The organism is Streptomyces sp. NPDC055103 (assembly GCF_053607625.1).
The window spans coordinates 13,711-39,947 of sequence record NZ_JBSGTX010000046.1 but is presented as its reverse complement, the minus strand read 5'-3'; the positions used below and the strand labels follow the sequence as shown (position 1 = coordinate 39,947).

27 protein-coding genes and 1 pseudogene are annotated in these 26,237 nt (G+C 73.5%); 17 read left to right on the top strand and 11 right to left on the bottom strand.

What is annotated here, in order from left to right; genetic code table 11:
• Positions 1-29 precede the first annotated feature (29 nt).
• From ACWFR1_RS26470 to ACWFR1_RS26460, 3 genes are all read right to left on the bottom strand, one after another.
• Complete coding sequence (locus ACWFR1_RS26470; protein ID WP_453555229.1) at positions 30-1,721, bottom strand: bifunctional 3'-5' exonuclease/DNA polymerase; 1,692 nt, start codon at positions 1,719-1,721, stop codon at positions 30-32.
• A gap of 66 nt (positions 1,722-1,787) precedes the next feature.
• Positions 1,788-2,273 carry a LuxR C-terminal-related transcriptional regulator gene (locus ACWFR1_RS26465; protein WP_453555227.1) on the bottom strand — a complete coding sequence of 162 codons (486 nt, stop codon included), beginning with the start codon at positions 2,271-2,273 and terminating at the stop codon, positions 1,788-1,790.
• Positions 2,231-3,031: a hypothetical protein gene (locus tag ACWFR1_RS26460; protein ID WP_453555225.1), complete on the bottom strand. Its 801-nt coding sequence runs from the start codon at positions 3,029-3,031 to the stop codon at positions 2,231-2,233. The genes ACWFR1_RS26465 and ACWFR1_RS26460 overlap by 43 nt, the downstream gene beginning before the upstream one ends.
• 156 nt (positions 3,032-3,187) lie before the next feature.
• Here ACWFR1_RS26460 and ACWFR1_RS26455 point away from each other — a divergent pair, with 156 nt between their 5' ends.
• Both ACWFR1_RS26455 and ACWFR1_RS26450 read left to right on the top strand, forming a co-directional pair.
• On the top strand, positions 3,188-4,117 hold the full coding sequence (locus tag ACWFR1_RS26455) for an NADP-dependent oxidoreductase (protein WP_453555223.1): 930 nt from the start codon (positions 3,188-3,190) through the stop codon (positions 4,115-4,117).
• 106 nt (positions 4,118-4,223) lie between these two features.
• Positions 4,224-4,796: a GNAT family N-acetyltransferase gene (locus ACWFR1_RS26450; protein WP_453555275.1), complete on the top strand. Its 573-nt coding sequence runs from the start codon at positions 4,224-4,226 to the stop codon at positions 4,794-4,796.
• Between the two features lie 220 nt (positions 4,797-5,016).
• Here the strand turns inward: ACWFR1_RS26450 and ACWFR1_RS26445 are convergent, their stop codons facing one another.
• Together ACWFR1_RS26445 and ACWFR1_RS26440 are read right to left on the bottom strand one after the other, a co-directional pair.
• Positions 5,017-7,134, bottom strand: a complete 2,118-nt coding sequence (locus ACWFR1_RS26445) for an FtsX-like permease family protein (protein ID WP_453555221.1) — start codon at positions 7,132-7,134, stop codon at positions 5,017-5,019.
• A gap of 242 nt (positions 7,135-7,376) precedes the next feature.
• Positions 7,377-8,108 (bottom strand): annotated as a pseudogene (locus tag ACWFR1_RS26440) (ABC transporter ATP-binding protein); the annotation flags it as partial.
• A 237-nt stretch (positions 8,109-8,345) separates the two neighbouring features.
• Here ACWFR1_RS26440 and ACWFR1_RS26435 point away from each other — a divergent pair.
• The 3 genes from ACWFR1_RS26435 to ACWFR1_RS26425 are packed head-to-tail and all read left to right on the top strand — an operon-like array spanning position 8,346 to position 11,719.
• Positions 8,346-8,474, top strand: a complete 129-nt coding sequence (locus tag ACWFR1_RS26435; RefSeq protein ID WP_453555219.1) for a hypothetical protein — start codon at positions 8,346-8,348, stop codon at positions 8,472-8,474.
• Complete coding sequence (locus ACWFR1_RS26430) at positions 8,471-9,592, top strand: DUF2786 domain-containing protein (RefSeq protein ID WP_453555217.1); 1,122 nt, start codon at positions 8,471-8,473, stop codon at positions 9,590-9,592. Before ACWFR1_RS26435 ends, ACWFR1_RS26430 begins: the two co-directional genes overlap by 4 nt.
• A 60-nt stretch (positions 9,593-9,652) precedes the next feature.
• Positions 9,653-11,719, top strand: a complete 2,067-nt coding sequence (locus ACWFR1_RS26425) for an FUSC family protein (RefSeq protein WP_453555215.1) — start codon at positions 9,653-9,655, stop codon at positions 11,717-11,719.
• A gap of 123 nt (positions 11,720-11,842) precedes the next feature.
• On the opposite strand, the gene rpsN is transcribed toward ACWFR1_RS26425, so the two are convergent.
• Positions 11,843-12,148, bottom strand: a complete 306-nt coding sequence (gene rpsN / locus ACWFR1_RS26420) for a 30S ribosomal protein S14 (protein ID WP_453555213.1) — start codon at positions 12,146-12,148, stop codon at positions 11,843-11,845.
• Positions 12,148-12,384: a 50S ribosomal protein L28 gene (gene rpmB / locus ACWFR1_RS26415; protein ID WP_453555211.1), complete on the bottom strand. Its 237-nt coding sequence runs from the start codon at positions 12,382-12,384 to the stop codon at positions 12,148-12,150. Before rpmB ends, rpsN begins: the two co-directional genes overlap by 1 nt.
• A gap of 74 nt (positions 12,385-12,458) precedes the next feature.
• Between rpmB and rpmG the strand changes: the two genes are divergently transcribed.
• The 5 genes from rpmG to ACWFR1_RS26390 all read left to right on the top strand — a co-directional run bounded on the left by rpmG (position 12,459) and on the right by ACWFR1_RS26390 (position 14,620).
• Positions 12,459-12,623, top strand: a complete 165-nt coding sequence (gene rpmG / locus ACWFR1_RS26410) for a 50S ribosomal protein L33 (RefSeq protein ID WP_024758461.1) — start codon at positions 12,459-12,461, stop codon at positions 12,621-12,623.
• 6 nt (positions 12,624-12,629) lie between these two features.
• Positions 12,630-12,884 carry a type B 50S ribosomal protein L31 gene (locus ACWFR1_RS26405; protein WP_453555209.1) on the top strand — a complete coding sequence of 85 codons (255 nt, stop codon included), beginning with the start codon at positions 12,630-12,632 and terminating at the stop codon, positions 12,882-12,884.
• On the top strand, positions 12,884-14,017 hold the full coding sequence (locus ACWFR1_RS26400) for a CobW family GTP-binding protein (RefSeq protein WP_453555207.1): 1,134 nt from the start codon (positions 12,884-12,886) through the stop codon (positions 14,015-14,017). The genes ACWFR1_RS26405 and ACWFR1_RS26400 overlap by 1 nt, the downstream gene beginning before the upstream one ends.
• A gap of 3 nt (positions 14,018-14,020) precedes the next feature.
• On the top strand, positions 14,021-14,260 hold the full coding sequence (gene rpsR, locus ACWFR1_RS26395; RefSeq protein ID WP_453555205.1) for a 30S ribosomal protein S18: 240 nt from the start codon (positions 14,021-14,023) through the stop codon (positions 14,258-14,260).
• A gap of 147 nt (positions 14,261-14,407) precedes the next feature.
• On the top strand, positions 14,408-14,620 hold the full coding sequence (locus ACWFR1_RS26390) for a DUF397 domain-containing protein (RefSeq protein ID WP_453555273.1): 213 nt from the start codon (positions 14,408-14,410) through the stop codon (positions 14,618-14,620).
• 204 nt (positions 14,621-14,824) lie between these two features.
• Here ACWFR1_RS26390 and ACWFR1_RS26385 read toward each other — a convergent pair whose 3' ends face one another.
• Positions 14,825-15,325: an ATP-binding protein gene (locus tag ACWFR1_RS26385; RefSeq protein ID WP_453555203.1), complete on the bottom strand. Its 501-nt coding sequence runs from the start codon at positions 15,323-15,325 to the stop codon at positions 14,825-14,827.
• 341 nt (positions 15,326-15,666) lie between these two features.
• Here ACWFR1_RS26385 and ACWFR1_RS26380 point away from each other — a divergent pair, with 341 nt between their 5' ends.
• From ACWFR1_RS26380 to ACWFR1_RS26350, 7 genes are all read left to right on the top strand, one after another.
• On the top strand, positions 15,667-16,539 hold the full coding sequence (locus ACWFR1_RS26380; RefSeq protein ID WP_359674972.1) for a helix-turn-helix domain-containing protein: 873 nt from the start codon (positions 15,667-15,669) through the stop codon (positions 16,537-16,539).
• A gap of 62 nt (positions 16,540-16,601) precedes the next feature.
• Positions 16,602-18,059 carry an aldehyde dehydrogenase family protein gene (locus tag ACWFR1_RS26375; RefSeq protein ID WP_453555201.1) on the top strand — a complete coding sequence of 486 codons (1,458 nt, stop codon included), beginning with the start codon at positions 16,602-16,604 and terminating at the stop codon, positions 18,057-18,059.
• 131 nt (positions 18,060-18,190) lie between these two features.
• Positions 18,191-18,733, top strand: a complete 543-nt coding sequence (locus tag ACWFR1_RS26370; RefSeq protein WP_453555199.1) for a DinB family protein — start codon at positions 18,191-18,193, stop codon at positions 18,731-18,733.
• Between the two features lie 92 nt (positions 18,734-18,825).
• On the top strand, positions 18,826-19,536 hold the full coding sequence (locus tag ACWFR1_RS26365) for a PadR family transcriptional regulator (RefSeq protein ID WP_453555197.1): 711 nt from the start codon (positions 18,826-18,828) through the stop codon (positions 19,534-19,536).
• A 91-nt stretch (positions 19,537-19,627) separates the two neighbouring features.
• Positions 19,628-20,599, top strand: coding sequence for an ATP-binding cassette domain-containing protein (locus ACWFR1_RS26360; RefSeq protein WP_453555195.1), 972 nt, complete (start codon positions 19,628-19,630; stop codon positions 20,597-20,599).
• Positions 20,596-21,360, top strand: coding sequence for an ABC transporter permease (locus tag ACWFR1_RS26355; RefSeq protein WP_453555193.1), 765 nt, complete (start codon positions 20,596-20,598; stop codon positions 21,358-21,360). Before ACWFR1_RS26360 ends, ACWFR1_RS26355 begins: the two co-directional genes overlap by 4 nt.
• Positions 21,361-21,649: 289 nt before the next feature.
• A complete protein-coding gene (locus ACWFR1_RS26350) occupies positions 21,650-22,732 on the top strand; it encodes a WD40/YVTN/BNR-like repeat-containing protein (protein ID WP_453555191.1) in 1,083 nt (360 codons plus the stop codon).
• Between the two features lie 70 nt (positions 22,733-22,802).
• On the opposite strand, the gene ACWFR1_RS26345 is transcribed toward ACWFR1_RS26350, so the two are convergent.
• The 3 genes from ACWFR1_RS26345 to ACWFR1_RS26335 all read right to left on the bottom strand — a co-directional run bounded on the left by ACWFR1_RS26345 (position 22,803) and on the right by ACWFR1_RS26335 (position 26,128).
• Positions 22,803-24,221, bottom strand: coding sequence for a glutamate decarboxylase (locus ACWFR1_RS26345; RefSeq protein ID WP_453555189.1), 1,419 nt, complete (start codon positions 24,219-24,221; stop codon positions 22,803-22,805).
• A 153-nt stretch (positions 24,222-24,374) separates the two neighbouring features.
• Positions 24,375-25,664 carry an ion channel protein gene (locus ACWFR1_RS26340; protein WP_453555187.1) on the bottom strand — a complete coding sequence of 430 codons (1,290 nt, stop codon included), beginning with the start codon at positions 25,662-25,664 and terminating at the stop codon, positions 24,375-24,377.
• A 95-nt stretch (positions 25,665-25,759) separates the two neighbouring features.
• The gene (locus tag ACWFR1_RS26335; RefSeq protein ID WP_453555185.1) at positions 25,760-26,128 is read right to left on the bottom strand and encodes a YbjQ family protein; all 369 of its coding nucleotides are present in this window, start codon (positions 26,126-26,128) and stop codon (positions 25,760-25,762) included.
• Between the last annotated feature and the right edge of the window lie 109 nt (positions 26,129-26,237).

Here is a 26,237-nt window from a genome sequence, read left to right as displayed (position 1 = left end):
ACCGCTCTGTTCGGCGTCCCCGTACCGCTCTACTTGGCGTCCGCGTACCGCTCGACCGTCGCCGTCGTGAACGGGAACCGCACCGGCGTCTCCCCGAACGCGATCCGCCCCGCCTCGTCCCCGGCCTCCCTGATCGCGGCCGTGACCGCCTCCGCCTCCTCCGCCGGGCAGTGCACGATCACCTCGTCGTGCTGGAAGAAGACCAGCTCCGCCCGCATCCCCCGGAGGGAGCGCCGCAGCGCCGCCAGCATCAGCAGCGCCCAGTCGGCGGCGCTGCCCTGCACGACGAAGTTACGGGTGAACCGGCCGCGCGCCCGGGCGTTCCCCGAGGCGTACCCCGGGACGAACTCTCCGTCCTCCGACGCCGGTTCGCCGCCCTCCTGGGGCAGTCCCGCCTCGTCGTCGTCACCCGCGCCGACCGCCTTCGGGCTGGTCCTGCCGAGCCAGGTCCGGACGAGCCGGCCCTCCTCGCCCGCCTTCGCCGCGTCGTCGACATAGGCCACCGCGCGCGGGAAGCGGCGCCGCAGCGCCGCCAGGTTCTTCAGGCCGTCGCCGCTGGTCTGCCCGTAGATCGCGCCGAGCAGCGCGATCTTGGCGTGGTCGCGGTCGCCGGAGAAGGCCCGGTCCGACAGCCGTCTGTACAGGTCGTCGGGGTGGCCCGCGACCTCCATCAGGCCCGGATCCCGGGAGATCGCGGCGAGGACCCGCGGCTCCATCTGGTCGGCGTCGGCGACGACGAGCCGCCAGCCCTCGTCGGCGACCACCGCCCGCCGGATCACCTTCGGGATCTGCAGCGCCCCGCCGCCGTTGGTCGTCCAGCGCCCGCTGACCGTGCCGCCCGGCAGGTACTCGGGCCGGAAACGGCCGTCGCGGACCCAGTCGGCCAGCCAGGACCAGCCGTGCGCCGTCCAGATCCGGTAGAGCTTCTTGTACGCGATCAGCGGCTTCACCGCCGGGTGGTCGATCTCCTCCAGCTCCCAGCGGCGGGTCGACTTCAGCCGGATGCCGGCCTGCTGGAAGGCCTTCACCACATCGGCGGGCAGATCCGGCCGGACCCGCCGCCCGAACGCCGCGGACACCTCGTCCGCGAGCTCGGCGAGACGGCGCGGCTCGCCCCCGCCCGCGTACCGCTCGCCGAGCAGTTCGTGCAGCAGGTCCCGGTGCACGTCCGCCCGCCACGGCAGCCCGGCCTTGTGCATCTCGGCGGCGACCAGCATCCCCGCCGACTCGGCGGCCGTGAGCAGCCGCATCCTGCCCGGGTGCTCGGCCCGGTCGTGGCGGGCGAGCTGCTCCGCGTAGACCGCGAGGAGCCCCTCGAAGGGCAGGGAGACGACGGGCCTCGGCTCGAAGAGCGAGTCCTGCGAACCGGGCTCGGCGCTGCGCTGCGGCGGATCGGGCGGTACGGGAGCGTTCCGCAGGCGCGCCCAGGCCGCCGCCGCCGAACGCGGCTCCCCGAGCCGTCCCTCGTGCCCGAGGAGGAGCTGCTCGGCGTCCTCCATGTCGTAGCACCGCTCGACCCGTACCCCGGCGGCGAGCAGCCGGGGATACACCTCGGCCGTCGACCGCCACACCCAGCGGGCCACGTCGGGCCGGTCCCGCACGGCCGCCACCAGGTCCGGCTCGCGCCGCACCTCCCCGGCGGGCAGCCCGTCCCGGCCGAGGGGCACGAGCAGCGCTCCGTCCCCCTCCGCCTCGGCGGCCAGCGCCCACCTCTCGCTCATGGGTGCGAGTCTGGCACCCGCCACTGACAGCGCCCGTGAGGCAGGCCGGGACCGGTGCTCCCGCGCCTACGCCGCCGCGTGGAACAGCGCCGCGGCCTCGCCGCGCGAGCCGACGTCCAGCTTGTTCAGGATGTTCGCCACGTGGAACTTCACCGTCGACTCGCTGATGTGGAGCTCCTCCGCGATCCGCCGGTTCCGGTGCCCGAGCGCCAGGTGCCGCAGCACCTCCACCTCCCGCTCGCCGAGCCCGGTCAGCGGGTGCGCCGCCTCGACCGGCGCCTCCGGGGTCGCCAGCGGGACGACCGCCGTGATCGTCGTGCCCCAGCCCGGCACCGCGTCCATGTCGAGCCGCCCGCCGAGCACCTCCAGACGGTCCCGGATGCTGCCCGCGCCCAGGTCGCAGGGGGCCAGGGCGCCCGCCCCGTCGTCCCGCACCGAGGCCCTCAGCTCGTGCTCGGTGAGCTGCCAGCCGACGTGGACCCGGCGCACCGAGTCCTGCTCCAGGACGATCAGGAGCAGCGCCCGGACGATCGCCCGTGCGCTGTGCGCCACGTCCGCCGCGAGCGAGCGGTCCGGTCCGGCGCGCCCAGGTCGAGCCGGACCGCGCTGTGCCGCAGCATCGGCCGCAGCTCGCCGGCGAGCCGCTCGAAGGCGTCGCCGGCGGGCTCCTCCGCGACCTGCCGGTCCCGGCGCTGCTCCGCCCGCATCTCGATCAGCGCGGTGGCGGCCAGGTCGGTCGCGGTCGTCCGGGCCGTCGTGTCGTCGAGGGCCCGGCTGCGCAGCACCCCGAGGACACCGGAGAGCGCCGCCGCGTGCGCGGTCGACAGCTCCGCGATGACCCGGGCCCGGGTGTCGGCCGCCGCGCGCGAACGGGCCAGGGCCCCCGGCAGGGCCTCCGCCGCGAACCGGTCGAAGTGGCTGGTCACCAGGTGCCACAGGGCCTGCGCGACGGCCAGTCCGGCCGCGTCCGCCGGGGCGGCGCCGTCCTCCCGTACGAGCACGAGGACCGACCCGCGCCGGGTCGCGTCGCTCTTCACGGCGACGACCTCGCGCTCACGCCCGCCGATCGTCGCGACGCCCTGCCAGGGGCTCCCGGGGACGCCCGCCAGGAGCAGCGGCGTCAGTTCGGCGGCGGTCAGCCCCGCCGAACCGCCGAGGGCCTTGAAGGGGGAGTGCGCGCAGTGGGTGGAGAGTTCGGCGGCGTCCTCGTGCGGGATCAGCGGGGCGAGGGCGGCCGAGACCTTGGGGAGAATCTCGCCGAGCGGCTGCCGGAGGATCTCGTACGCGGAGGTCAGGGTGAGCGCGTCCATGCGATGCAGCGTAGTCGGCGGAGGGGCGGGCCCGGCCGGTCTTTCGGCCAGGTGGGACTGGCCGTTGGGAGGGCGGGGAGGGGAGGGTGTCGGGCGCAGGCTGGAGCACGTCGAGGAACGAACAAGAGACGTGAACGGGCAGCGCTGGAGGCTGACATGGAAGCGATCGTGTACGAGGAGTTCGGCGGCCATGACGTGCTGCGGCACGAGTCCGGGGTCGCGGTGCCGGAGCCGGGGCCCGGCGAGGTCCGGGTCAAGGTGGCGGCCGTGGGCGTCAACCCCGTCGACTGGAAGCGGCGTCACGGCTGGGTCGAGGCGTTCTACCCGACGACCTTCCCCGCCGTCCCCGGCCTGGAGTTCGCCGGCACCGTCGACGCGCTCGGCGAGGGCGTCACCGACCTGGCCGTCGGCGACGAGGTCCTCGGCTGGACGAAGACCGGCGCCTACGCCCAGTACGCCATCGCCGGCACGGTCGCTCCCAAGCCCGCCGGGCTCTCCTGGGAGGCCGCCGCGAGCCTGCCGGTGGCCGGGGAGACGGCCCAGCGGGTCCTGGACCTGATCGGGGCGCGGCGGGGCGAGACGCTCTTCCTGCACGGGGCGGCGGGTGTCGTCGGCTCGGTGGCCGTCCAGCTCGCCGTCGCGGCCGGGATCACGGTCGTCGGCAGCGCGTCGGAGTCCAACCACGCCTACCTCAGGGAGCTCGGCGCGACCCCGGTGGCGTACGGGGACGGTCTGGCCGACCGTGTCAGGGCCGCCGCGCCGGACGGCGTCGACGCGGTCTTCGACGCGGCCGGGCACGGCGTGCTGCCGGTCGCGATCGAGCTCCTGGGCGGGGAGGGGATCGCGGACAAGCGGCGGATCGCGACGATCGCGGCGACGGACGCGGCGGAGTACGGGATCGCCTTCTCCGGCGTCAGCGGCGCCCCGGACGCCGTACGCGCCGTGCTCACGGCCCAGGCCCGGCAGGCGGTGGAGGGCACCCTCGCGGTCCGGCTCGCCGACACGCTTCCCCTGAAGGAGGCGGCCCGGGCCCAGGAGCTGAGCGAATCGGGCCACGTGCGGGGCAAGTTGGTCCTGGTCCCGTAAGGGTGTCGCGCCCCGCCCGAATGTCGGTGGAGGCTGTCGGCGGAGGGTGAGACGATCCGTCCGCCGTGAGGCCAGGATCCGACCGTGGAAGGCGACGACGACGATGATGTACGCGATACCGCTGGGAGACGACGGCGCGGAGCTGCGCCCGCTCGAACCGTGGCAGGCCGAGGAGTTCCTGGCGCACATGGACCGGGGGCGGGAGTTCATCGGCGCCCGCAACGGCCTTCCCGACGTCGTGACCGACCTGGAGTCGAGCCGGGCCTTCCTCCGGCTGTACGCGGAGAAGGTGGCGGCCGACACGGGCCGGATCTGCGGCATCTGGTCCGGGGAGGGGACGCTCGTCGGCGCCGTCATCCTCCGGACGCTGGACACCGCGAGCGGCAGGGCCGAGGCGGGCTGCTGGCTGGAACCGGCCGGGGTCGGCAAGGGCCTGGTGACCCGGGCCGCGCGGGCGCTCATCGACTGGGCGATCGAGGTGCGGGGGATCCGCCGCGTGGAGTGGGTGGTCTCCTCCGTCAACGAGCCGAGCATCGCCGTCGCCCGGCGCCTCGGCATGACCCGGGACGGCGTCCTGCGCGAGAGCTACGCCTACCGGGGCGAGGTGTACGACGAGGAGGTCTGGTCGGTCCTCGCGCCGGAGTGGCGGGCGGCGAAGCCGGCGGACTCGGCTCCGTAGGGCTCCCTCGGGGTCGGTAGGGGCTCTACGCGCGCGTGCGCTCCGAAAGGCTCAGTGGGGCTCTACGCGCGCGTGCGCTCCGAAAGGCTCAGTGGGGCTCTCCGCGCGTGCGCTCCGCAGGCTCTACGCGCGCGTGGAACCCGACTGCCCGCCCGCGCGCGTGGAGGGGCGGTGACCCGGCTCCGACCCATGTCACCGCCCCGTGTCCCACCATCGCCGCTCAGCGCGTGAGCCGCCACGCGGGCAGGGCCGACGCGGCGACCGCGACCGTCGCGCACACCGCCGCCGCCGCGCCGACCGTGGCCCAGGGCAGGACCAGGGCCACCGGCGCCGAGAGCGAGGCCAGGCCCGCCCCCAGGGTGCCGAGGACGGCCGCCGTCACCGCGAGACCGAGCACGGCTCCGATCGCGGTGGCGAGCACCGCCTCGCCCGTGACCACCCGCAGGATCTGGGCCCGGGTGGCGCCGGCCAGCCGGAGGGAGGCCAGCTCCCCGCCGCGTACGGAGGTCGCCATCAGGAGCGTGTTGGCGAGGCCGATCACCGTGTAGACGAGGGCGATGCCGAGGACCAGGATCAGGCCGAGCCGGGTCTGCGGACCGCTCGCCGGACGGTCGGCCGCCGCCCACGCGTCGGCGGTCCTGACGGTCCCCCCGCTCGCCGCCAGGGCCCGCGCCGCCGCCGCGCCGCCGCCGCGCGCCTCGATCCGGTCGAGCGGGGCGCCCGGGGCGTGCGCCCGGGTGACGTACGGTCCGTTGTCGCCGGTCCCGAGCGCGAGGACGGCTACGATCCGGAGCCGTACGGGACCGCTCCCGTCCGCGCGCCAGATCTCGACGCTCTCGCCGACCCGGTGCCGCTCGAACTCCTCGTTGACGACGATCGACCGGTCGTCGAGATCCCGCAGGTCCCCCGCGACCAGGGGCAGCCGGGCCAGCTCGGCGAAGGCCGCCGGGTCGGCGACCGCCCGCGCCCCGTACTTCACGACGGCCTCGCCCCCGTCCCGTACGAAGAGCGAGGTCGACGCGGTGGGGGAGAGAACGGCGCCCGCCGGAACTCCGGCCGTCACCGGCTTCAAGCCTGCCCCGCTCACCACGTACTGAGCGGCCGTCTGCTCCCGAGCCTCGACGCCCCTGGTCCGCGTGACGCTCGCCGCCGACCCGAAGAGCGTCCCGGCGAGCGCCACGGTCACGAGGACGGGCGCGGCGACGGCGGCGGTCCGGCGTACGGAGGCGGCGCTGTTCTCCCGTACGAGCGTCCCCACCGCCCCGCGCGGCCGCAGCAGTCGCGCCACGGGCCGGACCAGGAGCGGGGAGAGCAGGGCGACGCCGCCGATCAGGAGCATCGGGAGGGTCGTGTACGTCTTCCGCTTCAGCAGCTCCGACGGTTCGGTGACGCCCGTCCAGGCGAGCAGCCCGAGCCCCGTGAGCAGCAGTCCCGTGCCGAGCAGGGCCCGGCCGAGCGGCAGGACGTCGGTGTCGACGTCCGCCTCGCGCAGTGCGGCCGTCGGGCCGACCTTCCCGGCCCGGCGGGACGCGGCGACGGCCCCGGCGAGGGCGACGGTCAGGCCCGTCCAGAAGGCGAGGTGGAAGGGCCAGACGGCGTCGCCGACGGCGAACCACTCGGGTGCGAGGCCGCCGTCGACGAGCGTCCGGGCCAGCAGGGGCGCGCCGGCGGCGCCGAGCGCGCAGCCGGTGGCGGAGGCGAGTACACCGAGCACGGTCGCCTCGGCGAGGAGCATCCGCCGGACCTGCCCGGGGGTGGCTCCGGCGGTGCGGAGCAGGCCGAACTCGCGGCGCCGCAGGGCGACGGCGAAGGCGAAGGTGGAGGCGACGACGAAGACGGAGACGAAGGCGGTGACGCCGCCGGTGGTGCCGAGGAGGGCGTTCAGGCCGACGAGGGCCTGGGCGTCCCGCTCGGGGTCGGGATCGGCGCGCCGTCGTTCGTCGCCGGTGAGGACCTGGGCGCGGTCGCCGACCAGGGCACGGACCTCGGCGGCGGGGGCGTCGACGCCGACGGCGTCGGGACCGCCGGAGGTGGTGAGGGGCCACCGGTTGCCGAGCTCGCGGAGCAGTTCTTTGTCCACAGGCTGTGGACGGTCGAGCCGCTGCGACACGGGGACGGTGTCGGGCCCGCGCCGCACGTCGAGCGTCAGCCGGTCCTGACCCTGCACGACGACGGGCGAGGAGGCGAACCGCTGGGGAGAACGCTCGGGCGCGTGAAAGGTGGCGGAGAGGCCGAGGCCCGTCGTCGTGAGCAGCCCGACGCCGAGGGCGAGGGCGAGGAATCCGCCGAGGAAGGAGGCCCAGCGGGCCCGGATACCGCTGAGGACGACGATCAGCATGCGAGGCTCCTCGCGGGGGTCGCGGGGGTCGCGGGGGTCGCGGGGGTCGCGGGGCTCGCGGGGCTCGCGGGGCTCGCGGGGCTCGCAGGGCTCGCAGGGCTCGCAGGGCTCGCAGGGCTCGCAGGGCTCGCAGGGCTCGCAGGGCTCGCGGGGCTCGCAGGGCCAGCAGGGCCAGCAGGGCCAGCAGGGCCAGCAGGGCCAGCAGGGCCACCGGGGCCACCGGGGCTCGCAGGGGTCACCGACGCCTCAAGTCCCGCCATCCGGGCCGCGACCGACTCCACCGTCGGCGCCGTCAGTTTGCCCGCGAGGCGGCCGTCGACCAGGAACACCACCCGGTCCGCGCGCGCCGCCGCCACCGGGTCGTGGGTGACCATGACGATCGTCTGGCCGTCCTCGTCGACGAGCCGGCGCAGCATGGCCAGCACCTCACGGCTCGTCGTCGAGTCGAGCGCGCCCGTCGGCTCGTCGCCGAAGAGGACGGCCGGCCGGGTGATCAACGCCCGCGCGATCGCAACCCGTTGCTGCTGCCCGCCGGAGAGCTCGCCTGGCCGGTGCCGCTCCCGCCCGGCGAGCCCGACGCGGGCGAGCGCCTCCCTCACCTCCGTACGGGACGGGCGGTGGCCGGCGAGACGGAGCGGCAGGGCGACGTTCTGCGCGGCCGTCAGGCTGGGCAGCAGGTTGAACGACTGGAAGACGAAGCCGATGCGGTCCCGCCGCAGCAGGGTCAGCCGCCGCTCGCTCAGCCCCTCCAGGGCGGTGCCGCCCACCTCCACGCTCCCGGACGTGGGCCGGTCGAGCCCGGCCGCGCACTGGAGCAGCGTGGACTTGCCGGAGCCCGAGGGGCCCATGACGGCGGTGAAGGTCCCGGCGGTGAAGTCGAGGTCGACGCCGTCGAGTGCGCGGACGTCTCGGTGGTGGCGGGCGAGCCCTCGGAGCCGTACGGCGGTCGTGTTCGTGTCCGTGGTCGTCGTCATGGCTCAAGCGAACCGTTTCCGCCCCCGCCGATCACGACCACTGCCGGGCGTCCAGGGGGTAGGGCCAGGCCTACCCCTCGCGTAGGGCGGTGTCGTGCTCCCCGTACCCGGCGGCGGCATGAGCCCCCCGGGGACCTGGGACGGTGACGGCCGGGACCGCTGAGACCATCGTGGGGTGAGAGTGAAGACGGCGGAAGGAGGCGCATCGATGTCCGAAGGGCACACACCCCGCCGCAGGTGGAGTACGCGCTGACCGAGACCGGCCACAGCATGACGCACCTGATCAAGCAGCTGATCGACTGGTCGCCCGACCACCGTGCGGTGATCGCCCGGTCGCGCGAGGAATGGGACACGAGGACGGCGTGAGCAGCACCACCACCATCGACAAGGCCTTCGAGGCGCTGTACGCGAGGGACGACGACTCGCTCGACACGGCGGCCTCGCTCCTCGCCGCCGACCGCGGCGCGGACGCGGAACTGACCCGGCGCGGCGAGGAGTTCGTCCGGACGCTGTGGGGGAGGGGCTGGCAGCCGGCGGACCTGATCCGTACGGCCCGCCGCGAGCTCTCCGACGAGCACGTCCGCCTCCTCTCGGCCCTGATCAGGGCCGAGACGGCCGGTTACGAGCGGCTGCCCCACCGGTGGCAGGCCCAGCTCGACGAGCTGGAGCCCGGCACCGTCCGGCCGGCCGACCGCTTCTCGTACGCGACGACCGTCCTGGAGCTGTACCGCATCCTGGTCAGGCTGCCGAGGCTCGACGCCGTCGGCCCGGTCCCGGGGGAGGTGCTGCCGCCGGCGACCGCCGGGGAGCCGCGCATGCTCGGCCGGATCAGGGCGCTGCTCGCGAAGGCGGAGGCGACCGGCTACCCGGAGGAGGCGGAGGCGCTCACGGCCAAGGCCCAGGAGCTGATGGCGCGGCACAGCCTGGACGAGGCGACGCTCGCGGCGGGCGCCCCGTCGCCCGAGACGCCCGGCGCGATCCGGATCGGCGTGGAGCCGCCGTACGAGCAGGCGAAGGCGATCCTGCTGGACGCGGTGGCGACGGCGAACCACTGCCGGGCGGTGTGGAACGAGGCGTACGGCTTCTCCACGGTGGTCGGCTTCGAGGCGGACCTCGACCCGGTGGAGCTGCTGTACACGTCGCTGCTCGTGCAGGGGACGGCGGCGATGACGCGGGCGGAGGCGGAGCAGCGGGCCGGCGGCCGCAAGCGCACGAAGTCCTTCCGCCAGTCCTTCCTCCTCGCCTACGCCAACCGGCTGGGCACCCGCCTCTCGGCGACGTCCCGCCGGGTCGCGGCCGAGGCCCCGACGCTCCTCCCGGCCCTCGCCTCCCGCGACCTCGCGGTCACGGCCCGCACGGACGAGCTCTTCCCGGAGACCCGGGCGACCAGGGTCCGCGCGGCCTGGGACGAGGACGGCTGGAACCACGGCGCGACGGCGGCGGACAAGGCCGGTCTCCACCCGAACCGCCGCCACCTGCCCTAGCTAGGAGGGCGACGGTGTGAAATGCCCGGTTGATGGCGGTTCGCGGATACGCTCGGGGTCATGAGTTGGCTCCGGGCCCTGAAGGAGACCACCCGCTCGGGGCTCACCGTCGAGCGGCGACGGCTCGAACCCGCCATCGCCGCCCGCGGCGCTCTCGGACTCGCCCTCGTCGTCGGGCTCTCCCTCGCCCTCTTCGGCCCCGCTGTCGCCGTCTCCTCCGCCTTCGGAGCCTTCCAGGCCGCCATCGCCACCTTCCAGCGTTCCTGGCGCCCCCGCCCCACCCTCGCCCTCGCCTCCGGCGCCAGCCTCGCCGTGTCGACGTTCCTCGGCTACGTCACCGGCGCGGGCGCCCATCCGGTCCTCTTCCTCGCCTTGCTGCTGATCTGGACGTTCCTCTCGGGTCTCGCCTGGGCCGCCGGCCCCACCGCCGGCATCATCGCCTCCTCCAACGTGGCGATGATGCTCGTGACGGTCACCCTCCCCACCTCCGTCGCCGCCGCCGCGGGCCACGCCGCCATGATCTTCGCCGGCGGTGTCGTCCAGGCCGCCCTCGTCGTCCTCCTCCCCGTCAGACGCTGGGGCGCCCAGCGTGACGCCCTCGCGGACGCGCTCGCCGCCGAGGCGGACTATGCCCGCCGCCTCCGGCACGACCCGGTCGCCCCCTTCGACCCCGTACCGCTCATGACGGCCCGCAGTGCCGCCGCCGTGACGCCCCGCCAGGCCCGCAGCCGCCCGGCGGAGCTGCACGGCGCGCGGGGGCTCGCCGAGCGGATCCGCCCGGTCCTCGCCTCCCTCGCGGACCCGGCCGTCGGCGTGCCCGAGGAGGGCCCGCAACGGGACCGCGTGCGCGAGCTGCTCGCCGCCGCGGGCGCCGTCCTCGACGCCGCCGCGCACGCCATCCGGCACGGCGAGCCGGTCGCCCTCCCCCCGGCGGCCGTCGCCGCCCTCCGCACCCCCGACACGGGCGCGATCCTCTCCGGCCCGCCGCGCCGCGCCGCCGTCCGCCTCGCCGCGCTCCTCGGCGACGTCGTCGAGACGGCGGAGCCCCGGACGGAGACGACGACCACGGACGAGGCCCGCACCCGGCCCACGATGGTCCGGCTCGCGCCGATCGTCCTCGCGAAGATGCGCGCCGAGCTGCGCCCCGACTCGCCGGTCCTGCGCCACGCCGTCCGCGTCTCGGCGGTCACCGCCGCCGGCTACCTCCTCGGTACCTGGCTCCCCTTCGGCCACGGCTACTGGGCGCCGATGGCCTCCGTCATGGTGATGCGGCCGGACTTCTCGCAGACGTACGCCCGCTCGGTGGCCCGCTTCGGCGGCACGCTCGTCGGCGTGGCGCTCGCGACGGCGGTCGTCCGGACGGCCCAGCCGGGCGTGTACCTGTCCGCCGCGCTCGCCGTCCTGTGCGCCTTCGGGATGTACCTGCTGATGCGCACGGGGTACGCGGTCAGTCAGGTCTGCGTCGCCGCGTACGTCGTCTTCCTGCTCGGCATGGACGGCGCCGGCCTCACGCAGACGGTCCGCGAGCGGGTGCTGCTGACCCTCCTCGGCGGCCTGCTCGCCATGCTCGCGTACGCCGTCTACCCGGCCTGGGAGACGCCCCGGCTGCGCGGCCGCCTCGCCGACTGGCTGACGGCGGCCGGCCGGTACGCCGCCGCCGTAGCCGCCCGGTACGCCGAACCCGCCGGCCAGTCCTGCCCCGACGTCCGGGAGGCGCTCCTCGCCACCCGGGCCGCCCGCGTGGCCTGGCAGGAGGCGGTGGCCCGCGCGACCCACGAGCCGGTACGCCACCGCGGGCTCTCGCACGCGACGGCGGAGGAGGCCGGGCACGCCCTGGCGGAGTTCGGCCGGGCGGCCATGCTCCTGGAGGCGCACCTGCCGGACCGCGGCGCTGTGCCCCTGCCCGCCGCCGCGACCCTCGCGGAGGCCCTGCACCGGTCGACGGAGCGGGGCGCGAAGGACGTACGGGAGCGGAGGGAACCGCGCTGGGACGACCTCCGGGAGACCGTCGCCGCCTGGTCGGCCGCCCCGCCGGACCACTTCCTCCTCGACAAGGGCGCCGGGCTGCTCCTCGGCGCCCTGGACGACCTCACGGAGGCGCTGACGGACGCCGCTCCGGCGCGCTAGAACTCCGGACGCCAACCGGCCGACCGGCCCGCTGACGGGGCCGACTGACGCGCCGGCCGACCGGCCGACCACACGGCCAGGCGCCGGGCCGACCGCCGACCGCCGACCGCCGGGCGCCGCCCGTCACCACGACGCCTTGCGCACCCCCGGCAGGAGGCCCGCGTGCGCCGCACCCCTCATCCGGACCCGGGACATCCCGAACTTCCGCAGGTGGCCCCGGGGCCTGCCGTCCACCGCGTCCCGGTTCCGTACCCGGGTGGCGCTCGCGTCGCGGGGCTGGCGGGCGAGTTCCCGTACCGCCGCCTCGCGGTCCGCGGCCGGGGTGGAGGGGCGGCGGACGAGTTCCTTCAGCTCGGCCCGCCGCTCGGCGTACCGCGCCACGACCGCCTTCCGCCGCTCGTTGCGTGCGATCTTGCTGCGCTTGGCCATCAGACCTTCACCCCGCGCGCCCGGATGCGGGCCACGGCGGCCTCGACGCCGATCGTGTCGACGGTCTTGATCGCGCGGGCGCTGAGCGTGAGCCGGACGTACCGGCCCTCGCCGGCCAGCCAGTACCGCTTGCTCTGGACGTTGGGGTCGAAGCGGCGCGAGGTGCGCCGGTGGGAGTGCGAGATCCGGTTGCCGAATCCGGGCCGCGCGCCGGTCAGCTGGCAGTGGGCGGACAAGGGTGACCTACCTCTCCGTAGGGGTTTCGGCTTCTCATTGGAAATGGGAACCATTTTCATTTACTCTACACACCATGGCCCGCAACGAACTCCGCCCCGTCATCAAGCTCCGGTCCACCGCCGGCACCGGATTCACCTACGTCACCCGCAAGAACCGCCGCAACGACCCCGACCGCCTCACCCTGCGCAAGTTCGACCCGGTCGTCCGCGCGCACGTCGACTTCCGAGAGGAGCGCTGAGCCCGCATGAAGCCCGGCATCCACCCCCCGTACGAACCCGTCGTCTTCCGCGACAAGGCGGGCGGCTTCGCCTTCCTCACCCGCTCCACGCTCAGCAGTGACAGGACAGTGGAGTGGGAGGACGGGCGCACGTACCCCGTCGTCGACGTCGAGATCTCCTCGGCGAGCCACCCCTTCTACACCGGCACCGCGCGCGTGCTCGACACCGCCGGCCGCGTCGAGCGCTTCGAGAAGCGGTACGGACGGCGCGAGGCCCGCTGATGCTCACCGTCGCCCTCGTCGGAGGTCTGCACTCCGACGCCCGCCGCGCTGCCGTGGACCGGCTCCTGGCCGACGTCCCCGGCAGCGTGGCGCTCCACCACGACCTCGCGACGGCCCCGGAGACCGGGACCGTCGCCCGTACCGTCCGGGACGCCACCGGAGTCCTGTCCGCGGGCGACACCCCGCTCGTCAACGACTGCGCCTGCTGCGCCCTGCGCGAGGACCTCGTCCCCGAGCTGGAGCGGCTCCGCGACTCCGGGCTCACCCGGCTCGCGGTCGTCGAGCTCTGGGACTCCGTCGAGCCCAAGGCGATGGCCGAGGTCGTCGCCGCCGCCGGTTTCCCCATCGGCGCCGTCGTGACCGCCGTCGACCCGGCGCTCCTCCTGCCGTACCTCGGCAACGGCGACGACCTCGCCGACGTCGGGCTCGCCGCGGCCGCCACCGACCGGCGTACCGTCGCCGACACCTGGGCGCGCCAGCTGGAGTACGCGCCCGTCCTCGCCGTCGTCGAGGGCGCCGAGATCGAGGCCGACTCCGAGGACCTGGCCCTGCTCGACCAGCTCCACCCCACCGCCCGCCGGATCCCCGTCGAGGAGGGCGGCCTCGCCGGCGCGGTCTTCGCCGGCTTCGACGTGGAGGCCGCGGCCGCCGCCCAGCACCCGGCCTGCGCGCTGCTCCCGCAGGAGGCCGACGAGCACGGGGTCGCCACCTACGTCTGGCGCCACCACCGGCCCTTCCACCCCGAGCGGCTCTACGCCGCGCTGGAGGACCTGACCTGCGCCGCCGCCCGCAGCCGCGGCCGCTTCTACCTGGCCGACCGGCCCGACACCCTGCTCGCGTGGGACGCGGCGGGCGGCGCGCTCTGCGTGGAGAGCGCCGGCCCCTGGCTCGCCTCGCTGCCCGACGCCGCCTGGGAGATGGTCCCGCCGGTACGGCGGGCAGCCGCGGCCCTCGACTGGCATCCCGAGCACGGCGACCGCTGCCAGCACCTGGTCTTCACCTCGCCCGGCCTGGACCGCGACGGCCTGGCCGAGCTCCTCGGCTCCTGCCTGCTCACGGACACCGAGTACGCCGCCGGGCGCGAGTCCTGGAAGCGGCTCGGCTCCGACTTCGACACCCTCCTGGAGGTCTGACCCATGCCCCCGAAGCCCCCGCGCAAGCCGGTGCGTACGCGACCCAACCCCCTGTACCGCGACGGCGTCACCTCCATCGACTACAAGGACACGGACCTGCTGCGGAAGTTCGTCTCGGACCGGGGGAAGATCAGGAGCCGTAGGGTGACCCGGGTGAGCGCGCAGCAGCAGCGGCAGATCGCCAGGGCGGTGAAGAACGCCCGTGAGATGGCACTTCTGCCGTACTCCTCGGTAGCACGCTGAGTCGCGTAGCCGCTACGCCACCCCCCGTGCACGTGCATCTGCTCATGCATTGGTATATGAACACAGCTATGATCCGAGGAAGTTGACACCTGCACCAAGCAACTCGGGGAGCTACCAGTGCATCATGCGCATCACGCGTACAACGGCATGGCGGCCACGGAGCTGCGAGGCGTCGTCTGGCAGAAGAGCAGGCACAGCAACTCCCAGGGATCCTGCGTGGAGTTCGCGAAACTTCCGGGGGGAAACGTTGCCGTACGCAATTCGCGCCACCCCGACGGACCCGCGCTCGTCTACACGCCGGCGGAGATAGAGGCGCTCCTGCTCGGCGTCAAGGACGGGGAGTTCGACCACTTCGTGTGAGCCCGGTGTCGCGAGAGGCGTGTGTGCTGCGAGATGCATGAGTGCCACCAGGGACATGTGTGTCACGAGAGCCATGAGGAAGGGCCCCGGCGGATACCACCGGGGCCCTTCATTCGTCATCGGCCGTGGACGCGTACTCGCACCCGTCCGTGGACGCGTACTCGCACCCGTCCTCGCACCCGTCCGTGCACCCGTACCGCCCGCCTACTGCTCCGGGCCGACCCGGAACAGCGCCCACACGACCTTGCCCCGGAGTGTCCCGGCGAGCGGGTGCCAGCCCCAGCTGTCGCTGAACGAATCCACCAGGAAGAGGCCACGGCCCGACTCGGCGGCGAAGTCCTCCTCGCCGGCGCGTACCTCCGGGCTCTCCCCGCTCGGGTCGCGCACGGCGCACACGAGGCGCGAGGCCCAGCGCATGAGGTGCAGTCTCACCGGTGGGTTCTGGCCGTCTTCCGGGGCCGCGTCGGTGGGCACCGCGTGCCGCAGCGCGTTGGTGACGAGCTCGGAGACGACCAGGGCGACGTCGTCGAACCGGTCGGTCATCTCCCAGCGGTCGAGCGTCGCGCTGGTGAACTTCCGGGCCCCGCGCACGGCTTCGTACCGGGCGGGCAGGGCGCAGGAGGCGGAGGTGGAGACGGCGCCGGGATCGATCGGCGGAAGGCCCTGCCTTAACGGCTCGAGCACGGTCGATCCATTCGTCCCCATGCGAGGCACTCCCGGGAATCGCGACTGTGGTGCGACAACACGACAACACGAACGAGCACGCGGCTGCGCGAGGTCCATGGTTCCGAATGCGACCACTGGATGCAAGGGCAGATGCACGTGCACGCGCCGGACCTGTCCGTCCCTGTGGTGAATCTGTGCATATCTCCTGCGGGTTGACGGGCGAATCGGCGCGTCCCGGCCCCCGATCCGCCCCCGATCCTTCGAGCAGGTGCCCGGAAGTCGCCCCCTTTCCGTAATCGAATGTGTACGCGCTGAAGCGTTTGGTGGCAGAATCCGGGGCTCGACGGGGGCTCGACACCGTATTGGGGAGGCTGAGAGCCGTGACCGCAGGCGAATCCGGCGGAGCGAGCGGGAGCGTGGTCCGGCGCATCCTGCTGGGCTCCCAGCTGAGGAGGTTGCGCGAGTCGCGCGGGATCACCCGCGAGGCGGCCGGCTACTCGATCCGCGCGTCCGAATCCAAGATCAGCCGCATGGAGTTGGGACGGGTGAGCTTCAAGGCGAGAGACATCGAGGATCTGCTCACGCTCTACGGAGTCGGCGACGAGACCGAGCGCGGCGCGCTCCTCGGACTCGCCCGTGAGGCCAACGTCACCGGCTGGTGGCACAGCTTCGGCGACGTCCTGCCCGGCTGGTTCCCCACGTACATCGGTCTCGAAGGCGCCGCCTCCCTCATCCGCGTCTACGAAGTCCAGTTCGTGCACGGCCTGTTGCAGACCGAGGCGTACGCCCAGGCCGTCGTCACCCGGGGCATGCCCGAGGCGCCGCGCGCCGAGATCGACCGCCGTGTCGCCCTGCGTCTGGAGCGCCAGAAGGTCCTCGTCTCCGAGCGTGCCCCGCAGTTCCACGCCGTCCTCGACGAGGCCGCGCTGCGCCGCCCCTACGGCGACCGCGCCGTCATGCGGGGCCAGTTGAAGCATCTGATCGAGATCTCCGAGCACCCCGGGGTCACCCTCCAGGTCATGCCCTTCAGCTTCGGCGGTCACGCCGGCGAGAGCGGCGCCTTCACGATGCTGAGCTTCCCCGAGTCCGACCTCTCCGACATCGTCTACCTGGAGCAGCTCACCAGCGCCCTCTACGTCGACAAGCGCGAGGAGGTCGCCCAGTACCAGCGCGTGATGGAGCGACTCCAGAAGGACAGTCCGGATCCGGCCGAAAGCCGGGACCTTCTCCGGGGACTCCTCCAACTCTCCTGACACATCAGTACGATGACGCCACATCAGTCTGATCGCGGGTAGCGGGTAGAGGGGTCTCCACCATGTCGCACTTCACCGACCTGGCCCACCAGTACATCGACGGCGAGTGGAAGCCGGGCAGCGGCTCGTGGGACATCATCGACTTCAATCCGTACACCGGGGAGAAGCTCGCGTCGATCACCATCGCCACCGTCGACGAGGTCGACCGCGCCTACCGGGCCGCCGAGCGCGCGCAGGCCGAGTGGGCCTCGACCAACCCGTACACGCGCCGGCTCGTCTTCGAGCGCGCGCTGCGGATCGTCGAGGACCGTGAGGCGGAGATCGCCGAGACGATCGTCGCCGAGCTGGGCGGCACCCGCCTCAAGGCCGCCTTCGAGCTGCACCTCGCCAAGGAGTTCCTGCGCGAGGCGGTCCAGCTGGCGCTGCGCCCCGAGGGGCGCATCCTGCCGTCCCCGGTCGACGGCAAGGAGAACCGCGTCTACCGCCTTCCGGTCGGTGTCGTCGGCGTCATCTCCCCCTTCAACTTCCCCTTCCTCCTCTCGATCAAGTCGGTCGCCCCGGCGCTCGCCCTCGGCAACGCGGTCGTCCTCAAGCCCCACCAGAACACCCCGATCTGCGGCGGCACGCTCGTCGCCAAGGTCCTGGAGGAGGCCGGGCTCCCGGCGGGCCTGCTGAACGTCGTCGTCACCGACATCGCGGAGATCGGCGACGCGCTCCTCACCCACCCCGTCCCGAAGGTCATCTCCTTCACCGGCTCCGACAAGGTCGGCCGCCACGTCGCCACGGTCTGCGCGCAGAACTTCAAGCACGCCGTCCTCGAACTCGGGGGCAACAGTGCCCTGATCGTCCTCGACGACGCCGACGTCGACTACGCGGTGGACGCGGCCGTCTTCAGCCGCTTCGTGCACCAGGGCCAGGTCTGCATGGCCGCCAACCGCATCCTGGTGGACCGCCGCCTGGAGGCGGAGTTCACCGAGAAGTTCGTGGCGAAGGTGAAGACCCTGCGCGTCGGCGACCCGGCCGACCCCGCCACCCACATCGGCCCGCTGATCAACTCCCAGCAGGCGGAGGCCGTCTCCTCGATCGTCGACCAGACGGTCGCGGCCGGCGCGACGGCCCTGCTGCACGGCTCGGTCGACGGGAGCCTCGTCTCCCCGTCCGTCCTGGCGGGCATCCCGGCCGACTCGCCCGTGCTGACCCAGGAGATCTTCGGCCCCGTCGCGCTCATCGTGCCGTTCGACGGCGAGGAGGAGGCCGTACGGATCGCCAACGACACCCCGTACGGGCTGAGCGGCGCGGTCCACACCGGGGACGTCGAGCGGGGTGTACGGGTCGCCCAGCGCATCCACACCGGCATGATCCACATCAACGACGGCACCGTGCACGACGAGCCGATCGTTCCCTTCGGCGGCGAGAAGCACTCGGGTATCGGCCGGCTCAACGGCGACGCGATGGTGGACGCCTTCACCACGCAGAAGTGGATCTCGATCCAGCACGGCCGGAGTCGGTTCCCCTTCTGATCCCGGGTCGCCGCTCACCTGTGTTGAGGACAGAAACTGTCCGCAAGGGTCCGTAGCTTGATGGGTGTCGGGAAGGAAGGCCCAAGGCCTCCCCCGGCACCCATCGGCGTAGACGTACGGAAGGATCCACCATGGTCGCTCTCGTTCCCACCGAGGCCCACGGCGACGAGCGCGGCGCGCTCCTCAACTTCATCGAGGCGCAGCGCGCCGCGATCCGGCGAGCGCTCCTCGGGCTCACGGAGGAGCAGGCCGCGAGCCGCCCCAGCGCCAGCGAACTGACCCTGTCCGGGCTGCTCAAGCACGTCGCCGAGGTGGAGCTGAACTGGCTCCGCCTCGCGCAGCAGCGCGAGAACGAGAAGCAGCGCACCGAGGAGACCTGGAACGAGGGCTTCCGGCTCGTCGGGGACGAGACGGTCCCGCAGATCATGGAGTTCTGGGCGGGCGTCGCCAAGGAGACCGAGGACTTCGCCCGCTCGGTGCCGAGCCTGGACGACACCTTCCCGCTGCCCGAGGCGCCCTGGTTCCCGAAGGACGGCCGGGTGTCGGTCCGCTGGATGCTGCTCCACCTCGTCCAGGAGGCCGGGCGGCACGCCGGGCACGCGGACGTCATCCGCGAGTCCCTGGACGGCAAGAGCTCCTTCGACCTGATCAAGGAGGAGCAGGGCTGGGGGTGACCGCGCCGCGCGGACCCCGGCTTGCGGTCCGCGCGCCGGTGTGCCCTCGTATCCTGCGTACCCTGGTCAAAATTGACTAGGGAGGTACGTGGATGTCGGCGATCCGACTGCTCGTCCTGGGTGCGGTGAAGCAGCACGGCCGCGCCCACGGCTACCAGGTGCGCAACGACCTCGAGTTCTGGGGCGCGCACGAATGGTCCAACGCCAAGCCCGGCTCGATCTATCACGCGCTCAAGCAGATGGCGAAGCAGGGACTGCTGCACGCCCATGAGATGGCGCCGAGCGCGGTCGGCGGGCCGCCACGCGTCGAGTACGAGCTGACGGAGCGGGGCGCCGAGGAGTACTTCGCGCTGCTCCGCGAGGCCCTGACCACGTACGACCAGAAGATGGACGTCCTGTCGGCGGGCATCGGCTTCATCGTGGACCTCCCCCGGGCGGAGGCGGCGGAGCTGCTGCGCCGGCGGGTGCGGGCGCTCGACGAGTGGCGGGACGCCGTCACCGGGTACTACACCCCGGAGGGCGGCCCGGGGCAGCTCGGACACATCGGCGAGATCATGCACCTCTGGGTGCACTCGGCGGACGCGGGCAAGGAGTGGACGCTCGGCCTGATCGAGCGGATCGAGGGCGGGGCGTACGTGTTCGCGGGTGAGGGTGATCCCTTCGTGGGCGTACTCGCCGAGGGCGAGGAGAACCCGTTCGCGACGGGGCCGGGGGAGGACCCTGCCGGGGATTCCGTCGCGGATTCCGCCGAGGACGCCGCCGGGGAGTCTGCCGAGGACGCCGCCGGGGATTCCGTCGACTAATCAAGCTTGACTAGAGGCTCGCGAGGGCATAACTTCCTCCGTCGGTGGCAAGTGGTCAAATTTGACTACGGTGTTTTCGGGAGGAACTGGGATGAACACGGAATCGATCCTCGTGGAGGGCGCACGGAAGCGGTACGGCGAGAAGGACGCCCTGGCCGGGCTCGACCTCGCCGTCGCCCGCGGCACGGTCCACGGCCTGCTCGGCCCCAACGGCGCGGGAAAGACCACCACCGTACGGATCCTGGCCACCCTGCTGCGCCACGACGAGGGCCTGGTGCGGGTCGCGGGCCACGACGTAAGGACCGAGGCCCGGGAGGTGCGCCGGCGGATCGGGCTGCTCGGGCAGCACGCGGCCCTCGACGAGGAGCTGGGCGGCCGGCAGAACCTGGAGATGTTCGGCAGGCTCCACCACCTGGGCGCGCGGGGCGCCGGGGCGCGGGCCGACGAGCTCCTGGAGCGCTTCGGCCTCACGGACACCGGCCGCAAGCCGGTCAGGCAGTACAGCGGCGGCATGCGGCGGCGGCTCGACCTGGCCGCCTCGCTGATCACCGAACCCGAGGTGCTCTTCCTCGACGAGCCGACGACCGGGCTCGACCCGCGCGGTCGCGGCGAGGTGTGGGAATCGGTGCGCTCCCTGGTCGGCGGGGGCACGACGGTCCTGCTCACGACGCAGTACCTGGAGGAGGCCGACCGGCTCGCCGACCGGATCTCGGTCGTGGACCGGGGCCGGGTCGTCGCCGACGGCACGGCCGACGAGCTCAAGGCGAGGGTCGGTGCCGACCGCATCGACGTGGTCGTACGGGACGCGGCACGGCTCGACGAGGCGGCCGCGCTGCTGCCGGCGGCCCGGGCGGAGGTGAGCGTGGACGCCGACCGGCGGCTCCTGAGTGCGCCGGTGGCGGACCGGATGGCCTCGCTGACCGAGACCGTGCGGGCCCTCGGGGAGGCGGGGATCGAGGCGGAGGACATCGCGCTGCGACGGCCGACGCTGGACGAGGCCTTCCTGCGGCTGACGGAGCGGGAGCCCGGCCGGGCGAAGGAGACGAAGGAGATGGCGGCATGAGCGTGGCGTACGTGGTGAGCGACTGCTGGACGATGACCCGCCGCGAACTGGCCCACTGGGCGCGGCAGCCCGTACAGGTCCTGGTCGGGCTCGTGTTCCCGGTGATGATGCTGCTGATGTTCGGCTACCTCGTCGGCGGCGGGAGCGCCGTCGACGGCGACTACGTCGACTATCTGGTGCCGGGGATGCTCACGCTGACCATGGTCTTCGGGCTCGAAGGCACCATGACGGCGGTGACGCGGGACCTGAACAAGGGGGTGATCGACCGGTTCCGGTCGATGCCGATGACCGACGGCGCGGTCCTGGTCGGGCGGGCGGCCGCCGACATGCTCCAGTCGGCGGCGGGGCTGCTCGTGATGGTGGGCGTGGGGTACGCGATCGGCTGGCGGGCGCACGGCGGCGCCGGAACGTTTCTGGGGGCGCTGGGGCTGCTGCTCCTGCTGCGCTTCGCGATGCTGTGGATCGGGATCTTCCTCGCCCTGGTCGCGGGGCGGGCGGAGCTGGTGCAGGCGGTGCAGATCCTGGTCTGGCCCGTCGGCTTCCTCTCCAACGCCTTCGCCTCGCCGGACTCGATGCCGGGCTGGCTCGGCACGGTCGTGGAGTGGAACCCGATGTCGGCGACCGCGACGGCGGTACGCGAACTCTTCGGCAGTCCGGGCGGCGAGCCGGGGCACGTCGGGGCGGCGGTGGTGTGGCCGCTGGTGCTGCTCGCGGTCTTCTTCCCGCTGGCGGTGCGGAGGTTCGGGCGGCTCGGAAAGTAGGGGCGCGGAGGTGGGAACCCGAAGGCGGCGAGCGGTGTATTGAAAGCAGCGGTTCACCGCGAACCGCCCTAGGGGCAAGGGGGATCGTGCGATGCGCAGGCTCGTGGGAGCGGCCGGCGCCGTCGTGGCGCTGGTGTTGGTGGTATTGACGGGTTGTACGGGAGCGGGAGGGGGCCCGGGAGGAACAGGGGCGGGAACGGGAGCGGGAGCGGGAGGGGGCGGGGATGATCGCGCGCCGGGGGCCGGGGCTTCAGGGGGTCCGGCTTCGCCCTCCCCGCGTCCGCCGGGGGTGGTCGGGGCGCCGCCCCGGCTGCCGTCCTCGGCCGGGCTGCCCGGCTCGGCGCACAGTCTGGGACTGGCGCGCGACGGCAGCGGGTTCGCCCTGCTCGCCGAGTGCGTGAGTGTTCCGGCGGCGCCGGAGAGCGGCTTCTGCCGGCAGCACGTGGCCGTGCGGGACGCCGGGGCGAAGGAGTGGGTGCGACGGCGGTCGCCGCTGCCCGAGATACGGATGCCGGAGGGTTCCTCGGCGAATCTGCTGGTCCTCGGGCCGGGCCGGGCGCTCGTCGAGGACGGCGGCGCGGGGCCGGACGCCCGGACCTGGTTCACCCGGGACGGCGGCCGGAGTTGGCGGGAGGGCGACCGGCGTACGGTCGGCACGACCCCGGAGATACCGGCGGGGGCGGTCCTCACCACGGACTGCGCGGTGCCCGCCGGGGCCCTGCCGGACGACTGCGACCGGAAGCGCCTCGTCGTGGTCTCGCCGCAGGACGGGCGGCGCAGGGCGCTTGCCCGGGTGCCGCTCCTCGGGGCGCAGCCGCGTCCGGCGGAGCAGCCGGAGCCCGACGGGTCCTGGTGGGTCTCGGGGGCGGATCCGCTCTCCGGGCGGGCGGCGGTCGCGGTCTCCCGGGACGCGGGCCGGAGTTGGACGGTGAGCCGGCTGCCGAGCCCGGCGGCGGGGCCCGCGTGGTTCACGGCGGTGGCGGTCGGCCCGGACGCGGTGTACGCGGCGGAGATGGGGGAGCTTGCGGGCGGCGCGCCCGTCAAGAACCCGATGCGGGCGCTGCACCGCTCCGTGGACGGGGGCCGGACGTGGCAGCGCATGTGGACGACGGGGGCCGAGGCGGAGCCCCGGACGCTGCTGGGGCTGCCGGTCCCGGGGCCCGGCGGCCGGGTGGAGATCGGCGGGGAGCTGTCGGGGTACGGGAGCGTGGACGGCGGGCGTACCTTCGTCCGGCTCGGCGACGGCTCGCACTACATCCGTCGCACCCCGCTGGGACTGCTGCGGGAGACGGCCCCCTGTCAGTTCGCGCTGACGGTGGACGGGGTGCGGTGGTCGGAGTTCCTGCTGGCCTGCGAGGACGAGGGCCGCTGAGGCCCCCGTCCGGGCGTCGGGCGTCCGGGAGCCCGGGTTTCCGGGTGTCCGGGCTTCCGGGCTCGCAGGCTCAGTGGTGGAAGGAGGTCGCCGCGTCCTTGTCGTGGGTGAACGGATGGGGCTGGCTCCGGAGTTCGGGAAGCAGCCGCTTCAGGTCCTCGACGAACAGCCCGGCGAGGTCGGCCGAGAAGCCGTTGCGGCAGACCACGCGCAGGACGGACAGGTCCTCGCGGTCCGCGGGGAAGGTGTAGGCGGGGACGAGCCAGCCCCGTTCGCGCAGCCGCCGGGAGACGTCGAAGACGTCGAAGGAGGTGACGTCGGGCACGGTGGTGAAGGCGAAGACGGGCAGCTGGTCGCCTCGGGTGAGGAGCCGGAAGTCGCCCATGGCCTCGATGTGTTCGGCGAGTCCCCTGGCGACGTCCCGGGAGGTCCGCTGCACCGCCCGGTAGCCCTCCCTGCCGAGCCTGAGGAAGGTGTAGTACTGCGCGACGACCTGGGCGCCCGGCCGGGAGAAGTTGAGGGCGAAGGTGGGCATGTCGCCGCCCAGGTAGTTGACGCGGAAGACGAGGTCCTCGGGGAGTTCGGCGGGCGAGCGCCACAGCGCCCAGCCGACGCCGGGGTAGACCAGGCCGTACTTGTGACCGGAGGTGTTGACCGAGGAGACGCGGGGGAGGCGGAAGTCCCAGACGAGGTCCTCGTCGAGGAAGGGGGCGACCATGGCGCCGGAGGCTCCGTCGACATGGACGGGGACGTCGATGCCGGTGCGTTCCTGGAGGGCGTCCAGGGCGGCGCAGATCTCGGCGACCGGTTCGTAGGAGCCGTCGAAGGTGGAGCCGAGGACGGCGACGACCCCGATGGTGTTCTCGTCGCAGAGCGCGGCGGCGGACTCGGCGTCGAGGTGGAAGCGGTCGCCCTCCATGGGGACGAGCCGGGCCTCGACCTCCCAGAAGTTGCAGAACTTCTCCCAGCAGACCTGGACGTTGACGCCCATCACCAGGTTGGGGCGGGCGCTGCCCGGGTAGCGGTCGGCGTTCCGCTTGGCCCAGCGGCGCTTGAGGGCCAGGCCGGCGAGCATGCAGGCCTCGCTGGAGCCGGTGGTGGAGCAGCCGATGGCCGTCGCCGGGTCGGGGGCGTTCCACAGGTCGGCGAGCATGGCGACGCAGCGCCGCTCCAGTTCGGCGGTGCGCGGGTACTCGTCCTTGTCGATCATGTTCTTGTCGCGGCACTCGCTCATCAGGACACCGGCCTGGGGCTCCATCCAGGTGGTGACGAAGGTGGCGAGGTTGAGCCGGGAGTTGCCGTCGAGCATCAGCTCGTCGTGGACGATCTGATAGGCGCTCATCGGGGGCAGCGGCCGGTCAGGGAGGCGGTGGCGCGGCGGGGCCTCGGTCATGCCGCCGACCGGGTCGGCCTCCCCGAAGAAGGGGTTGAGCGCGAGCCGGCGCTCGTGGTCGGGCGGGGAGGCGTCGGGACCCTGGTGCAACGGCATGGGGGGACTCCTTCTGTGCGGTGGACGGTCCGGTGGGACGGTCCGGTGGGACGGCCCGATGGGACGGCCCGATGGGACGGCCCGATGGGGCTCGGAGGGGCTTCGGTGGACTTCGGTGGGGGTGGGGCCGCCGGGGCTCGGCGGGGCGAGGGGTCAGCGCAGGGCTTTGCCCTGGTGGTCGAGTTCGAGCTGGGGGCGGCCGGTGACGATCAGCCAGGCCGGGAGGGACGCCAGGCAGAGGACGGCGAGCATCGCGGGGGAGGGGGCGAGGACGGCGCCGGTGAAGAGGCTGATCCAGCCCTGTCGGGTGGTGGCGAGCAGGACGCCGAGGACGGCGGAGGAGACGGCGACGGCGGGGTGGACCTCGGGGACGAGCGCCTGGGCGAGGAGACCGAAGGCGACGCCGATGAAGACGGCGGGGAAGATCCGGCCGCCCCGGAAGCCGCAGGAGGCGGCGACGACGAGGGCGAGGAGTTTGACGACGGCCATCCTGGCCAGTTCGCCGGAGGACCAGGCGCCGATCGAGGAGGTGAGCTCCTTGGCCTCCTCCAGGCCCTTGAAGAGGGTCAGGTGCCCGCCGAGGGCGCCCAGGAGGCCGAGGACGAGGCCGCCGAGGGGAAGCATCAGCATCGGGTGCCGCAGCCGGTGGAAGGCGGCGTGGACGTACGGGAAGAGGTAGCAGCAGGCCAGCCCGAAGACCGCCGCGGCGGAGGCGATGATCAGGGAGGCGAGGAGGTCGCCCCAGCCGGGGTCGGTCAGCGGCGGCAGTCCCATGTCGAAGCTGGGCTCGGCGAGCAGCTGGGTGGTCATCGCCCCCGCACCGGCGGCGACGAGCGGGGCGAAGAGCCGGTCCCAGAGGGAGCCGCGGCTCGGCTGCGCGGTCAGGGCCTCGGAGATCACGAGGGCGGCGGCCACCGGCGTACCGAAGAGGGCGCCGATGGTGGCGGCCGAGGCCAGGGAGACCCAGGCGGCCCCGGGCAGCGAGGGCTGGACCCTGCGGCCGAGCCAGTAGGCGAGGGCGATGTTCGCCGCGATGATCGGGTTCTCGGGGCCGAGGCTGACGCCGCCGGCCAGCCCGAGCGCGCTCGCCAGCAGCAGACCCGGTACGACCGCGGGGGAGAGCGGCGCCCCGCCGAGGCCCTCGGACGCCGGGTCGGGACCGGCGTGCCCCGGCACCTTCCAGACGACGAGACCCACGGCGACACCGGTCGCCGTGAGCATGATGATCATCCAGAGGGAGGAGTACCCACCGATGCCGAGCGCGTCCGGCAGGTCGTTCCAGAGGACGCCCTGGAACTCCTCGGAGACGAAGCTGATCCCCAGGAACAGCAGGGCGGCCCCCACACCGACCACGAGCGCGGGCAGGGCCTGGGGCAGCAGGACCTTGAGGGGGGTCTCCGCGGGGGAGGGGGACTGCGCGGGCGGAGCATGATCAGTGGCCACCGCCCCACCATAAATGGGCAAATGCCGTACAACATCCCGAAATTCGGGCTAAACGGACGTACGTGCCCGCACCCGGGCCCGCGCGTCACGTCACCTCAGACGCGTGGCGAGATCACCACGGCCGTGCCGTAGGCACAGACCTCCGTGCCCACGTCCGCCGCCTCCGTCACGTCGAAGCGGAACATCAGCACGGCGTTCGCACCGCGCGCCTGGGCCTGCTCCACCAGTCGTTCCATCGCCTGGTTGCGGGTCTGCACCAGCGTCTTCGTCAGACCCTTCAGCTCACCGCCGATCATCGACTTCAGCCCCGCGCCGATCTGGCTGCCCAGATGGCGCGAGCGCACGGTGAGCCCGAAGACCTCACCGATGACCTGCCGGACCTCAAAACCCGGCACGTCGTTCGTCGTGACGACCAGCACGTCAGGGTGCGGCCCCTGGCCGCCTCCGTACTCCTCGATGCCCATCGGATGCACCTCCTGAGCCCCAAGACTCGGGCCGGAGGGCCCGCTCCGCATCCCGTGGGATCCGGGTGGAACCGGTCGCGCCCCGCCCGCGTTGATAGCTTGGGGCCAG